This window comes from Actinokineospora fastidiosa (genome assembly GCF_014648415.1).
GTDB lineage: Bacteria > Actinomycetota > Actinomycetes > Mycobacteriales > Pseudonocardiaceae > Actinokineospora > Actinokineospora fastidiosa.
This window is the reverse complement of sequence record NZ_BMRB01000002.1, coordinates 1,360,944-1,375,225: the sequence shown is the minus strand read 5'-3', so window position 1 is coordinate 1,375,225 and position 14,282 is coordinate 1,360,944. Positions and strand designations below refer to the sequence as shown.

10 protein-coding genes and 1 pseudogene are annotated in these 14,282 nt (G+C 69.7%); 6 read left to right on the top strand and 5 right to left on the bottom strand.

Annotated elements, in window-relative coordinates; genetic code table 11:
- Nucleotides 1–306: 306 nt before the first annotated feature.
- From fxlM to IEY98_RS16220, 4 genes are read left to right on the top strand one after another with little or no spacing between them, the layout of a single operon-like run.
- Nucleotides 307–1,569 (top strand): methyltransferase, FxLD system, encoded by a 1,263-nt coding sequence (gene fxlM, locus IEY98_RS16235; RefSeq protein ID WP_189211250.1) that lies wholly within the window; start codon nucleotides 307–309, stop codon nucleotides 1,567–1,569.
- A 17-nt stretch (nucleotides 1,570–1,586) separates the two neighbouring features.
- The gene (locus IEY98_RS16230; protein WP_189211249.1) at nucleotides 1,587–1,775 is read left to right on the top strand and encodes an FxLD family lantipeptide; all 189 of its coding nucleotides are present in this window, start codon (nucleotides 1,587–1,589) and stop codon (nucleotides 1,773–1,775) included.
- 2 nt (nucleotides 1,776–1,777) lie between these two features.
- Nucleotides 1,778–4,666, top strand: a complete 2,889-nt coding sequence (locus tag IEY98_RS16225) for a lantibiotic dehydratase (protein ID WP_189211248.1) — start codon at nucleotides 1,778–1,780, stop codon at nucleotides 4,664–4,666.
- On the top strand, nucleotides 4,663–5,823 hold the full coding sequence (locus IEY98_RS16220) for a lanthionine synthetase C family protein (RefSeq protein ID WP_229786957.1): 1,161 nt from the start codon (nucleotides 4,663–4,665) through the stop codon (nucleotides 5,821–5,823). Before IEY98_RS16225 ends, IEY98_RS16220 begins: the two co-directional genes overlap by 4 nt.
- 11 nt (nucleotides 5,824–5,834) lie before the next feature.
- Here the strand turns inward: IEY98_RS16220 and IEY98_RS16215 are convergent, their stop codons facing one another.
- From IEY98_RS16215 to IEY98_RS16200, 4 genes and pseudogenes are all read right to left on the bottom strand, one after another.
- The gene (locus tag IEY98_RS16215; RefSeq protein WP_189211247.1) at nucleotides 5,835–7,061 is read right to left on the bottom strand and encodes an RNA polymerase sigma factor; all 1,227 of its coding nucleotides are present in this window, start codon (nucleotides 7,059–7,061) and stop codon (nucleotides 5,835–5,837) included.
- Entirely contained in the window at nucleotides 7,058–7,381 is a 324-nt protein-coding gene (locus tag IEY98_RS16210; protein ID WP_189211246.1) for a YciI family protein, read from the bottom strand. The genes IEY98_RS16215 and IEY98_RS16210 overlap by 4 nt, the downstream gene beginning before the upstream one ends.
- A 20-nt stretch (nucleotides 7,382–7,401) precedes the next feature.
- Nucleotides 7,402–8,012 (bottom strand): annotated as a pseudogene (locus IEY98_RS16205) (dihydrofolate reductase family protein).
- 386 nt (nucleotides 8,013–8,398) lie between these two features.
- Complete coding sequence (locus tag IEY98_RS16200; RefSeq protein WP_189211245.1) at nucleotides 8,399–9,841, bottom strand: FAD-dependent monooxygenase; 1,443 nt, start codon at nucleotides 9,839–9,841, stop codon at nucleotides 8,399–8,401.
- 304 nt (nucleotides 9,842–10,145) lie between these two features.
- On the opposite strand from IEY98_RS16200, the gene IEY98_RS16195 reads away from it, so the two are divergent.
- Nucleotides 10,146–11,990, top strand: coding sequence for a P-loop ATPase, Sll1717 family (locus IEY98_RS16195; protein ID WP_189211244.1), 1,845 nt, complete (start codon nucleotides 10,146–10,148; stop codon nucleotides 11,988–11,990).
- A 32-nt stretch (nucleotides 11,991–12,022) separates the two neighbouring features.
- Nucleotides 12,023–12,706, top strand: a complete 684-nt coding sequence (locus IEY98_RS16190; protein ID WP_189211243.1) for a hypothetical protein — start codon at nucleotides 12,023–12,025, stop codon at nucleotides 12,704–12,706.
- A 105-nt stretch (nucleotides 12,707–12,811) separates the two neighbouring features.
- Here the strand turns inward: IEY98_RS16190 and IEY98_RS16185 are convergent, their stop codons facing one another.
- Nucleotides 12,812–14,263: a S1 family peptidase gene (locus IEY98_RS16185; RefSeq protein ID WP_189211242.1), complete on the bottom strand. Its 1,452-nt coding sequence runs from the start codon at nucleotides 14,261–14,263 to the stop codon at nucleotides 12,812–12,814.
- Nucleotides 14,264–14,282: the final 19 nt, after the last annotated feature.

The following is a 14,282-nucleotide window of genomic DNA, read 5'->3' as shown; positions in this document are numbered from 1 at the left end:
AGGTGACGGGCGATCGACAAGGCGTTCAGCCTCGAAGGGGGTGCGTGTGAGTGGTATTTGAGTCAATCTTATGAACTCACTGGCTGTCCCCCTGTGCGGAGTTGCCTGGCGGGTGGGTGGTCTCGCTCGGCTGCTTCCCTTGCGCTACCGTGATCATGAGCGTGCTCCTCGGTGAAGGTTGGCCGCCTATAACTGTTAAGTGAACGATCGCGAGTTGTGCCCGGTCGGGTGGTTGCCGTCGCCCGATTGATGTTTCAGGCGCGTTGGATCGCTCCGGTCGGGGAGCGGTGTTGGGAGGATGGCGCGATGATCGGTCACGGGATTGGCGGTGGTTGTGCCATCGAGACTCACGACATTTCAGACGAACTCAAGGCGGCGATGGTCTCGCGGCTGCGGGAGTTGAAGGCGCTGCGGACCGAACCTGTTGAGCGGGCTTTCCTGAAGGTTCCTCGGCACAAGTTCACCCCCGGTGTCCCGCTCGATTCCGCTTATGACGCGAGCCAATCCGTGGTGGTCAGGCGGGACGCGGACCACGCTGTGGTGAGCACTGTCTCGGCCCCGGCGATCCAGGCGATGATGCTGGAGCAGGCGGCGCTGCGGCCTGGGATGCGGGTGCTGGAGATCGGGTCCGGCGGCTACAACGCGGCCCTGATCGCGGAGATGGTGGGCGCGGAGGGCGCTGTCGTGTCGATCGACATCGATCCCGTGGTCGTCGACCGTGCCCGGAGATTCCTCGACGACACCGGCTACGACACCGTGCGCGTGCTGTTGGGGGATGCGGAAAACGGAGTGCCGGGTGTCTTCGACCGCGTCATCGTCACGGCGGGAGCGTGGGACATCCCGCCTGCCTGGTGGAACCTGTTGGCGGAGAACGGGCGCATTGTGGTGCCGGTGCGCCTGCGGGGGATGACCCGCGTCGTCGCGTTGGAGAAGACCCGGGGCGTCCTGGTCGACCGGGGCCACGCGCAGGCCGGGTTCGTGGCGATGCAGGGAGCCGGAGCCCACGAAGACGCGTTCGTGTCGTTGTGGGGCGATGAAGAGGCCGGACTGCGCAGCGAGGGCGCGATCGACGTCGACCCCGCCGCCCTTGCCGAAGCGCTGAGCCAGCCCCGTTTCCCGGTGTGGTCCGGGGTCACGGTCACCGGGGAAGAACCGTTCGACGACCTCGACCTGTACCTGGCGACCCATACCGACCGGTTCGGCACCCTGGTGGCTCTGCGGTCGGCGGTTGAGGCGAAGCTGGTGAGCCGGTGGGCGCTCTGGGGCGCGCCCGCCTGTTACAGCGATCACGGCCTGGCCTATCGCGTGACCAGGAAGGTCCCCGACACGGGCCGGTTCGAGCTGGGCGTCTTCGCGCACGGCGGCGACGCGGCCGTGCTCGGCGATCAGTGGGTTCGGTTGATCCGCCAGTGGGACCGCACCCACCGCCATGGGCCAGGCGCGCGCATCTCGGTGTATCCCGCGTCCACAACCGTGGACCGGGTGGCCCCGGGGTTCGCTCTGCAACGCGACCACAGTCGGTTCGTGGTCTCCTGGCCGACTCGCACGGAAGGCGAGCGACCAGGGTGAGGACACAAGGAGGCACCATGTCACCGTCGACGCCCACCGCGGGCACCGCCGACGATCTGGACTTCGACCTCGACGTCGTGGTGGTCCGCTCCGCCGCATGGCCGAGCGGGGCGGGGGATTCCGGACGGCACTGCCACTCCAACGACGGCTGCGGCCACACCTGCGACAGCGCCTGCGCGGCAAGCTGCACCGACGGTGACGACTGACCGTGGCGAGACGTTCTGCCGGTCGGGACAAGGCCGCCAGACGCAGGTCCGACGAGCACTACCGCGCGATCGACGCCGCCGTCGTCCGGGTCACCGCGCAGCCTCCCGCCCCGGACACCGCGCCGCCTGACCCGGACGCGGGGGCGGTGCGATGGCGGGCGTGGGTCGACGCTGTGTGGTCGGACGACTGGTTCGCGGCCGCGGTCGCACTGGCCAGCCCCGAGTTGGCCGACCGCGTCCGGCAGGTCAGGGCAGGCGCCGTTCTCACCGCTCGCGGATACCGCAGGCTGGGTGACGCGATAATGCGCTACCGCCTGCGGTCAACGACACGAGCGACGCCATTCGGCCTGTTCGCCGGGGTCGCCCCAGCCCGGATCGGTGTCGGCTCGACCACGCTCGATCTCCGAAGACGGGTGCCGAGGTACCGGCCCGATGCCCGTTGGCTCGCCGCTGTCGGTGATCTCGTGCAGGCGCGAACGGATCTGAACGCGCGCGTGGTGGTCAACCCGTTGGCATTCGTGCGGGATGGCAGGCTCGTCCTCAACCAGGTGCCGACCGGCGATGAGCCTGCCGCCGAGGTCTCGGTTCGCCACACCGCTGTCGTGCGCGCTGTTCAGCGCATCGCGGCCGCGCTGCTGCCGATGACCGAACTACTCCGCGCGCTGAGGTCGGAGTTCCCCTCGGCGCCGGAGGGCGCTGTCGACGCCCTGGCCGCCGAACTGATCCGGCACACCCTGCTGGTGACCGAACTCCGTCCCGCGATGACCGACACCGACCCACTCGGTCATGTCCTGCGTTTTCTGCCGGAGAAAGCCGACCTGCGCCATGAACTGGGCTCCCTTCATCAAGACATCGCCTGCCTGGGAGGCAAACCGCTTGAGGCGGAACAGTTAACCGAGCGGATGCGTGCTGTTGCGCCTGCCGAGCGCTACCTCGGTGCGGACCTGGCGTTCAGGGGAACGCTTGTCCTGCCACGGTCAGTCGGCCTGGTCGCGGAGGCGGCCGCCACCGCGCTCGCCCGGCTGGCCTCGTCCGGGACCGGCCGTTTCCAGCGGTTCCATCAGCGGTTCCTGGAGCGGTACGGCCCTGGCGCGGTCGTGCCGATCAATGATCTCGTCAACGCCGACACCGGACTGGGATACCCGGACGGCTACCGCGACAGCGTCCGCGATCCCGAAGCAACAGAGGCCGACACCCGGATGCTGCTCCTCGCGTACGACGCCGTGCGGACCGGAGCCGCCGAGATCGTGCTCGACGACAGCACGATCGCCGCACTGGCCACCGAAACCTCAGTGCCTGATCTGGAGCTGACGTTCGCACTGCACGCCCGCTCCCGTGCCCAGCTCGACCAAGGTGACTTCACCCTCGCGGTGGTCGGCGGCTCCCGCGCCGTCGGCACCCTGACCGGCCGTTTCCTCGACCTGCTCGAGGAAGCCGACCGCAATCGCATGATCGCTGCCTACTCCGCCCTGCCTCAGCCGGGTTTGCTGCAGGTCTCCGGCCCGCCGCTCTACCGCGCCACCGAGAACGTCGCGCGCGTGTCCGCGTCGCTGCCGCAGGTGGTGCACGTCGCCGAGTTTCCCGGTCCGGGCACGGTCCCCATCGCCGACCTCGCGGTGTGGGGCACCTCGCACCGGCTGCACGTGGTCTCGCTGACCACGGGCGACGTGGTGCACCCCAGGGTGCTGAACGCCGTGGAGCTCACCCACCGCGCGCACCCCTTGGTGCGGTTGCTCAGCGACATCGCCACGGCCGGTTCCCCCAATCCCGCGATGCTTCCGTGGGGGATCGCGGGCAGGCTGCCGTTTCTGCCCCGGGTTCGGTACGGGCAGGCCGTGCTGGCCCCGGCGCGCTGGCGGGTCACGGCGGACGACTTCGCCCATGACCGGCGCGGCCGTGATGCGGTCCCGGAGACCGTCGTCCTCGCCGAGGGCGACCAGCGCTTGACCCTGGACCTCACCCGTGACCATCACGTCCGACAGGTGCACCGTGCGCTACGCCGTCATGGCACGGTCACGCTCATCGAGGCGCCCCCGCGCGACGCGTACGACTGGCTCGACGGGCACGCGCACGAGATCGTTCTTCCGTTGGTCGCGCGCAAGCCGCCTGGCGGGCGCCATCGGGTCCTCGCCTGCCCGACCAGGACCGAGCATGCCCGGTTGCCCACCAGGCACGAGTGGCTCCACGCCAAGATCTACGCCCATCCTGGCAGCCATACCGCCATCCTCGCCCGCCTCAGCGAACTCGACGCGCTCGATTGGTGGTATCTGCCCTACCGTGATCCCGACGACCACCTCCGTGTCCGCTTCCGTCATCCGCAAGGGGAACCGGTGGTCGGCCGGATCGCCGACTGGGTGGACGACCTGCGGCGTCGTGGTCTGACGAACCGCCTCCAGTTCGACACCCATCTCCCCGAAGTCGGGCGCTTCGGGGACGGTCCGGTTCTGGCCGCGGCCGAGGCGGTGTTCGTCGCCGACTCCACGATCGCCGTTCGCAGACGCGTGACGCGAACCGAACCGGTGGCGCTCGCGGCGGCGGGCGTCGCCGAGATCGCGGCTCACTTCCACGGCGACACCCGAACCGGTCTGCGCTGGCTCATCGACCATGTGCCGCGGTCGGCTCCTCCGCGCGACTTGCCCGGGGTGGCGATGCAGGCCGCGGCCCTCGACCCGTCGGGCGATGTGGCGCTCGTGCGCAGGCAGAAGGCTCTCGCTGACTACCGCGGCAGGCGTGTCGAGCACGCGCTTGATCCCGATGGAGTGATGCCGTCGCTGCTGCATCTGCATTGCGTGCGGGTCCTCGGCCTGGATGCCGAGCGGGAACGGGTCGCCCACCAGGTCGCTCGCGCACTCGCGCTCAGCTGGCTCGCACGCCGAGGGCAACCACCGTGACCCTGCCTGAGTGGTTCACGGCGCAGGCGACGGAGGTGGTTGAGCGCATCGCCGCGCGTTGGGCCGATCCGGCAGCCTTGCCCTCCGACGCGCCACCCGGCTCGCTGGGCGGCGGCGCCGCGGGCATCGCCCTCCTCCACACGGAGCGAGCGCGGACCGGGCACGGCGACTGGGCCACCGCGCACGCCTGGCTCGCCCGCGCCATCGAGCCGGGAGCCGATGTCACCGACACGGCCGGGCTGTTCACCGGGGCCCCTGCCCTCGCGTTCGTCCTCCACTCCGCCGCCGACGACTCTCGCCGCTACCAGCGCGCCCTGCGCACACTCGACGCTGCCGTCACCGATCTCACCTACAAACGCTTGCGTGCCGCCCATCAGCGCATGGAGCAGGGACGGCGGCCTGCGTTCGCCGAGTACGACCTCATCCAGGGGCTGACAGGACTCGGTTGTCACCACCTGCGTCGTGATCCGCGGCATTCCATCACCGGAGATGTCCTCGCCTACCTTGTCCGGCTCACCCAACCCCTTGCCGTAGCGGACACTCTGCCGCCCTGGTGGGTTCATCACGCCCCCAACGGAGGGCCGAGCACCATCGGCGGGCACGGCAACCTCGGGCTCGCGCACGGCATCGCCGGGCCGCTGGCCCTGCTGGCCATCGCAGCGCGCCAGGGCGTGGTCGTCGATGGACACTTCGACGCCATCCACGCCATCACCGACTGGCTGGATCGGTGGCGGCAACCCGACCTGACGTGGCCGGAAGTCGTCACCGCCACGGGAATTCGCCGTTCTGACCGCCCATCGTGGTGCTACGGGACACCTGGAGTGGCTCGCGCCCACCAACTCGCCGCGGTCGTGACAGGACGGGCCGATCGGCGACAGGAAGCGGAAGGTGCCCTGCTTCGGTGCATTGAGGACTCCGCACGGCTTACAGAAAGTGGCCTGTGCCATGGGACCGCGGGCTTCATCCGCACGGCGTGGCGTGCTGCCCAGGACTCCCTCAACCCCGGTCTGGCCGATGTTGTGACCACGCACCTCGCCGCAGCGTTGCAAGCAGACCTTCACAACCCCGGGTTGCTGCGGGGAGCACCCGGTGTCGCCCTGAACCTCCACACGCTCGCCGTGGAGACCGACTGGGACCGCTGCATGGCCCTGGTCTGAGGTCGGGCCTGCTATCCCAACTGGTCGCGTCGGCGGGTCAGGTGGGCGATTTCGGCGGTGTTGCCCGCCAGTTCGATGGCTCTGTCGTAGGCCGCGCGGGACTGTTGGCTTCGGCCGAGTCTGCGGAGCAGGTCGGCGCGGGTGGCGTGGTAGGCGTGGTAGTTCGCCAGTGGCTCGGCGAGGCGGTCGACGATGGCGAGTGCCACCTCCGGGCCGTCCAGCTCGGCGACGGCGATGGCCCGGTTGAGGGCGATGATGGGGGAGGGGTCGAGGCGGACGAGGTGGTCGTAGAGGGCGAGGATCTGCGACCAGTCGGTGTCGCGGATGTCGCGGGCGGAGGTGTGCACGGCGTTGATCGCGGCGAGGACCTGGTAGCGGCCCGGGGCCACGCCTGCGGCCAGGCGTTCGCGCACCAGGTGGTGGCCTTCGGCGATGAGGGCCGTGTCCCAGGCCCCTCGGTCCTGTTCGTCGAGGGCGACCAGTTCGCCGCTGGCGGAGACGCGGGCGGGGCGGCGGGCCTCGATGAGCAGCATCAGCGCCAGCAGCCCGGCCACCTCGCCGTCCTCGGGCAGGAGGGCCCGGACCAGGCGGGTGAGGCGGATCGCCTCGGTGGTCAGGTCGTGGCGCACCGGGTCGGTGCCGGGGCCGGTGGCCAGGTAGCCCTCGTTGAACATGAGGTACAGGACGGCGAGGACGCCGGTGACGCGGGCGGGCAGATCGTCGGCGGACGGGATCCGATAGGGGATGCGCGCCGCTTTGATCTTGGCCTTCGCGCGGGTGATCCGCTGGCCCATGGCGCTCTCGGCCACCAGGAAGGCGTGGGCGATCTCGGGGACGGTCAGGCCGCCGACCATGCGCAGCGTCAGCGCCAGACGGGCGTCCATCGCCAGTGCCGGGTGACAGCAGGTGAAGATCAGGCGCAGGCGGTCGTCGTCGATGGCGCCGGGGGGCTCGGGCGGGTCGTCGTCGTACGCCATCCGGGCCTCCTTGTGCTTGTCGTCGCGCTTGTTCTCGCGGCGGATCCGGTCGATGGCCTTGCGGGTGGCGGTGGTGGTCAGCCAGGCGCCGGGGCTGGGCGGCACGCCGTCGGCGGGCCAGCGTTCGACGGCGGCGGCGAACGCCTCGGCCGCTGCCTCCTCCGCGGTGTCGAGGTCACCGAAACGCCTGGTCAGGGTGGCGACCACCCGCGCCCACTCGTCGTGGTGGGCACGGGTGATCGCCGCGTCGACGTCGCTCACCGGAACGGCCGCACCTCGATCTTCCGGTCACAGACCTTCGACGCCTCCGCGGCGAGCTTGAGCGCCACGTCCAAGTCCGGGGCCTCCCACACCCACAGGCCTGCCAGGTACTCCTTCGACTCCACGAACGGCCCGTCGCTGAATACCGGCTGCTCGCCGCGGTTGTCGACGACGGTGGCCGCGTCGGTGTCGGCGAGTCCGCCCGCGAAGACCCAGTGGCCCTCGGTGATCAGCCGCTCGTTGAAGGCGCTGATGGCGGGTTGCCGGTCCGTGCTGCCGGGGTTGCTCTTGTCGTCGATCACGGAAACCAGGTACTGCATGGGATGATCCTCTCCTGTGGTCAGGACTGCGTGGTCGTTGCGTACTGCGGGCGCCCGGCAGGCCGGTAGACCTGGATGGTCACGCCCTTCGAGTCGACTCGCGACTCGGCCAGGTCGAGCCCGAGATCGGGGCCGGTCTCGGGGAACAGCCGCGCGCCCTGGCCGACGATCACCGGGATCACGATCAGGGTCATCTCGTCGACCAGGTCGTTCTCCAGCAGCCATCGGGTCAGGACGCCGCTGCCGTGCACCTGCAGCTCGCCGCCGGGCCTGGCCTTCAGCTCCCGGATGGCGCGGCCGTCGCGGAGAACAGTCGTGCCCTCCCAGCCCGGGGCGGTGAGCCTGGTGGAGGTGAGGTACTTGGGGGTCGTGTTCAGGGCGACGCCGATGGGGTGCGCGCGCATCTGGTCGATCGCGCCCCAGGAGCGGGCGAACAACTCGTAGGTTCGCCTGCCGAACAGGAACGCGTCTGCGCGCTGGTAGGTCCGGGTGATGAACGCCCTGGTCTCGTCGTCCCCCTTCCCCAGCGCCCACCCGCCGCGCTCGAACCCGTTCCTGCGGTCATCCGAGGTGCCCCGTTGCCCTGCATCACTCCGTCCACGGAGACCTGGGTCATGGTCGTCAGCTTCACGATCGCCGTTCCTCCACCTCACCGCCGCCCCTCGCGGACAGCCTCACCCCTGCTACGAACGCGACGACCCGGATCCGACACTGCTGCCCGAACTTTCTTGAGGAAATCTTGAGACGCTGCTCGCCAGTGATCTTGTCGCCACGCTCCATGCTCGGGATGGGTAGGTAGCGGCGCGGTCACATCCTGGAGACACCCCAGCTTGCTCCGCGCGTTCAGTGGCAGGTGGGCGTCCTGCTCAACTCACGCCGTCTACCTCTGCACCGAGGCCGACAGCGCATTGACCGAGTCCGCCACCTACCGAATGGGGAGGTCGGCGAGATTTTCTTGGCCTTCTGGGGGTGCCCTGAAGCAAGTCGCCTGCCAGTCGAACCGCCACTTCGCCTGCCCTAATGCGTCGGGTTGCCGAACCAGCGGGTGAGGTGGGTGTTCAGGGACTGTTGGTGGTCACCGATCCAGGCGATGTGGCCGTCGGGGCGGAGGAGGAGGGCTGGGGTGGTGAGGGGGGCGGTGGGGTCGGGGATGAGGTCGACTCGGTCGGACCAGCCGTCGACGGTGAGGTGGGTGGTGGTGTCGAGTACCAGGGGGCGGGCTTGGTGTAGGTGGTCGTAGAGGCGGCCGGTCTTCAGGGGGATGTCGGGTATGCGGCGGCCTAGGAGGTCGGGGCCTTCGCCGAAGTCGTAGCGGATGTCGAGTGCGGTGATCTTCTCGATCAGGTGGCGGTTCACCTCGGCGATGTCCATCAGTTCGGTGAGTAGCCTGCGTACGGCTTGGGGGCCTGGGTCGGGGGACAGGAGTTCCGTCTGGGCGCGGGTGTTGTCCAGCACGGCTTCCGCGACTGGGTGGCGTTCGCTGTGGTAGGTGTCGAGCAGTGTTTCCGGCGCCCAGCCGCGGATCTGCGCGGCCAGCTTCCAGCCGAGGTTGACGGCGTCCTGAACGCCCAGGTTGAGGCCCTGGCCGCCGATCGGCGGATGGATGTGCGCGGCGTCGCCTGCCAGCAGCACTCGTCCGACGCGGTAGCGGTCGGCCAGGCGGGTGGCGTCGCCGAAGCGGGACAACCAGCGCGGGGAGTGGACGCCGAAGTCGGTTCCGGCGATGGCGCGCAGTCCGGTTCTGAAATCGTCGAGGGTGGGCGGCTCCGAGCGGTCGGTGACTCCCGCTGCGGGGACGACGACGCTGTACATCCCCTCGCCGGAGGGTTTGAGCCAGAACGGTTGGTGGGTCTTGACCACCCGGGCGGCGATCTCCTCCTGCGGCACACCCACTTTCATCTCGCCCATCAGCGTCTCGTTCCGCGCGGGCTCGCCGGGGAAGGCGACGCCGAGCAGTTTGCGGACGGTGCTGCGCGCGCCGTCGCAGCCGACGAGGTAGCGCGCACGCAGCTGTTCGCCGCCGGACAGCGTGACGGTCACGCCCTCGTCGTCCTGCTCGAACCCGGCTAGTGCGCGACCGCGCCGGATCTGCGCGCCTAGCCGGGTCGCGTGGTCTTCGAGCAGGTGGACGATGACCGGCTGCGGGATGCCCAGCAGATAGGCGTGCGCGGTGTCCAGGCCCTCGGGCGCGGGTTTGGGGATGGCGGCGAAGAGACCGGCCGCAGGACGCTGCCTGCCGTGCGGGAGAATGCGGTCCAGCAGCCCGCGCATCGCCATCAGTTCGATGCTGCGGATATGCAGACCGACGATGCGGGCGAACGAGACGGGCTCGGTGTCCTTCTCCACGACGAGTACTCGCACGTCGTGCAGTCGCAGTTCAGCGGCCAGCATCGCGCCGGTCGGGCCGCATCCGGCGATGACCACGTCGAACAGGTCCGCCGACGGCTGGGAGGAGTTCATGGTGCTGCCTTTCGGGAGTGCCTGGTCAAGGCGCTCCCGGCGACACCTACGTCAATCGCCTGCCGTGACGGGGAGGGAGAGCACCCACAGAGCGTTCATGGGTCTCACCTCCTCGGGCGGGGTCACGGTCCGGGGGCAAACTACAAGCGCGGGCATGATCCAGTCCAACCCTTTACGGATGGGGTGCGATCGATGGTGATGTTCGTCCGGGAAGTGGTTGCGCCCTAGACCTCCTTCTCCCCGAAACGCTTCGCGGGTGATCGTCGCTCGCTAAGCTGGTTTTCACCCGGTCAGGGAGGACGCCGTGATCCGCGCAGCACTGGACGCGCTCAGTTCGTGGGCTTGCGGGGGCCGCGATCCGGTGGCGGCCCGCGTCAGCGCGGTGATCCGCCACCATCTCGGTGACGACACCGCCGTCCGGCAGTTCGTCGACGAGGCGGGCGCTGACGGCGTCTCCGAGCGCACGCTCACCCGGGTCCGGCTCGCGCTGGAAGACCGTATGGACCGGGAACCCGCGTTCAGGGACGTCCTCGCGGCCGCGCTGGAGGACGCGCCGCTCGCCCCGCCCGTGGTCATGACGCTGGCGCCGCGGCAGGACGCGGTCGTGGCCGACGATGTCGACGTGGTGCGGCCGCTGTTCTTCGGGCGCGACGACGCCGAGCACGACGACCAGGACGGCCTCCTGCTCACCGGTTTCATGCGCACCACCGCGTTCACCGAGGCCGTGTCGGGTCGGAAGAACCTGGTGGTGGGCCGCAAGGGGACGGGCAAGAGCGCCATCTGCGTCCGGCTGTCGAAGGGCGACCTGGTCGCAGGCCAGACGCGGGTCATCACCCCGGACGACGCCGCAGGCGCCGAACTCGACCGCTTCCAGCTCGCCGGACTGACCGCCCCGACGGCCAAGTCGCTCATCTGGCGCTACGTCTTCGCCGTCCATGCCGCGCGCTACCTGGTGCACCACCATCGCGATGCGGGCCGCAGGCGCCCCAAGGCGGTCGCGGTGCTGGACCGGTTCCTGCGCGACAACGGAGAGCTCGAGGACCTCGATCTCTACGACCGGATCGCCCAGGCCAGCCGCGGGCTCAGCTCGCACTTCTCGCTGGAGGCGTTCGGGCTGAAGGTCGGCGTCGACTCGGCGAAGGCGCCCCAGGGCGTGCGGGCGTCGCGGCAGCTGGACGTGGTGGAGTCGGGCATCCGCCGGGCGTTCCGGGAGTCCCCCGGCGATCCGCGGCTGCTCCTGCTGGTCGACCGGATCGAGCAGATCTGGACCGGTGACGACTCCAGCGCGGACATGGTCATCGGCCTGCTGCTCGCGGGCAAGCACCTCGCCATGACCTACGGCAACGCGGTGCGCTGCGTGGTGTTCCTCCGGTCCGACATCTACGACGCGCTCGACTTCGGCGACGCGGACAAGTTCCACAGCGACGAGATCCGGCTCGACTGGACGAGTGGTCAGTTGCGCGAGTTGGCGCTGGCGCGGGCGAGCGCGTCACTCGGCCGCGCACTGCGCCCGGACGAGCTGTGGGGCGAGGTGTTCCCTCGGCGCATCGGCGAGACCCCCGTGGCGGACTACCTGTTCGAGCGGGTGCTGCCGCGGCCGCGTGACGTCATCCAGCTGCTGAACCAGTGCCGCGACACCGCCCTCGCCGAGGGCCACCACCGGATCACCGAGAAGGACGTCCGGCGGGCGGTGGTCGTCTTCTCCCGGTGGAAGATCACCGACCTGCCGAAGGAGTACGGGGTCCGGTTCCCGTTCCTGCGGGAGCTGCTGGCGGCTTTCCGGGACGCGCCGTACCTGCTGACGCGGGAATCCGTCGCACGGCTGTTCGCCCCGCTGCGGCAGGAGTTGCGGGCAGGCTATCCTCGGTTCGAGGCGTTCTTCGAGCCGGACCTCGTCATCGAGCTTCTCTACGCGGTGGGCTTCCTGGGCGTCCGACGTGATGGCCGGTACGTCTATGCCGGGGCGTCGGAGACCGCGATTCATCCGCTGGAGTCGGACTTCTGCATCCATCCGTGCTTCCGCCCCGCCCTGAACGCGCGGTACCCGCACGGAGACCTCGTGCACAACTGGCTTGAGGTCAGCGGCAGCGTCAACTCCGGCGTCATCCTCCAGTCCGGCCACGACATCGTGATCAACCCGGAGCGCTAGCCGCTGATATCAAGAGCAAGGGGGGCGTGAAGATGAGGGTGCGTCACTGGGGATGGGTTCTGGTGCTCATGCTGGGGCTGGCCTCCTGCACCGCGAACGCGGGCACGGAGCCTGCGCGGCAGACCGGCGTGGCCCACTGGTCGGGCACGACGTACGCGGCCAAGAGCCGCGCGACGGAACTGGGGAGCGCGGGCTACACCGCGCGGGGGGATTTCTCGTTCCAAGTAGACGGTGACGGGAACGTCACCGGGCACGCGGTCGTGGTCTACCAGCCCTCCGCCGACTTCGGCATTCTCAACCAGAAGATCGGCATCGCCCGGTCGATGGGCAGTGCGGTGGCGGGGACGCTGGGCCTGCCCGGCATCATCCCGAACGCGGCGATCCAGACGGTCGTGGGCGTCACCGTGGCCTGGCCGGACCCGCTGCCGACCCGCCATGGGCCGATCAAGGGCAGCTTGGCCGCCGGGGTGTTGTCGCTGGAGTGGGCGACGGAGCAGAACGCCGAGCTGCCTGCGACGGTGTCCCTGGTCTATCTGAACCGCAGTGAGGTCCTCTCGACGACACCGCTGTCGCTCGGCACGCCGTGGCCGGAGTCCGCGGCGGTTGCCGACTCCGGCGGGCAGCTGATGGCCGTGTCGTCGGCCAACAAGCAGACGACCGAGGACGGCGTCGTGATCACCGATGCCTGGACGTGGACCGCCCGTCGTACCGTCTAGGGGACCGTGTGCCACGGGCCGGTGAGGAGTGTCCCGGGTGCGGGGTCACCGGCTGGCGGGGTGGTGTGGTCGGGTGGTTGGGCCGACCACACCACCGCTACGGGGTCAGGTGACTGTGATGGTCAGATCGGTGGTGCCGGACTTGCCCGCTGAGTCGGTGGCTGTGATCACCAACTTGTAGGTGCCCGGCTCGAACGGGGCGAACTGGGTGAGTGTGGAGGTGCCGCCGGGGGAGACTGTGTTGGGGAAGAAGAACGGGGAGAAGGTCATCCCGGTGGCGGACAGCCTGATCGTGCCGGTTCCGCCGGTCACCGTGACCGTCGCTTCGGCCATGCCGCCTCGGGGGACCGTCACCGTGGTGGGGGAGACCGTCGGGCGGGGGCCGTCTGTGGAGCCTCCGTCTCCAACGGTCAGGGTGTAGTCGGTGGTCTTCGTTCCGGAGGTGGCGGTGGCGGTCAGGGTGACCTTGTAGGTCCCCTTGGGGGTGGTGGGCTCGGTGGTGAGCGTCAGCTTCGAGGACTCGCCGGAGGTGATGGTGGTGGGCTGGAAGGTGGCGGCCGCGCCGGTGGGCAGGCCGCTGGCGGTGAGGCGCAGTTCCTCGGGGCCCTGGTCGCCCGCGGTGCTCGTGACCGTTGTGGACACCGACTTGCCGGGCTCGACCTTGCCGGAGGCCGGGTTCACGCCCACGCTGAACTTGCCGTCGGGCGGCTGTTGGGAACCGATCTCGGTCCTGGCCCAGTCGCCCATCTCGTTGGTCAGGCGGGCCATGATGCTGTAGCGGTCGCACTGGCCGCTGCCCCACGACACCACGCCGACGATGATGCCGTCTACCGTGTACGGCCCGCCGCTGTCGCCGCTGCAGGTGCCCACGCGGCCGTCGTTGTAGCCGACGCAGACCATGAGGTCGGGGTTCACGCGGACGTCGAACACCTGGCAGTTGTTGGCGTCGTTGACGGGCATGTCGGCCCGGTAGAGCACGCCGGAGCCGCTGGACGCGCGGCCGTAGCCCAGGGCGAAACCGTTCTTGCCCGGGGCGGTGAGCGCGGCGTCGCCCGAGCCCGCCACCTTGGCCCACTGGGACTGGGGGACCGGGATGTCGTCGGCGGTGGTGATCACCGCGACGTCGTAGCCGGTCCGCCAGCTGCCGGAGCCGGTGTACTTCGGGTGGACCTTGAACGAGGCGACCTTGGTGCGGAAGGTCTCGTCGCCCGCGGTGTTGAGGTCGTCGTCGCCGTAGATGTAGCTCTTGTCGCCGCTGACGTCGATCATGCAGTGCGCCGCGGTCAGGATCTTGCGCTTGGCCACGACGGACGCCGTGCAGGACTGGCCCTGGGGGCCGCCGCCGCCCACGCGGATGCCCGCGATCACCGACGGGTTCTCCCGCACCGTGGTGCGTTCGCCGTTGATGACCTGGGTGCCCGCGTCCGGGACGAGCCGGTCGGTCGGAATGGCCGCCACGCTCACGTCGGACGGCGCCGCGGCCTGGGACTCGACCGCGGGGAGCGACACGGCGGCCAGCGCCATGGCGCAGGCTGCCAACAACTTCTTGCTTCTCACTACTGGCCTTTCGCGTTGC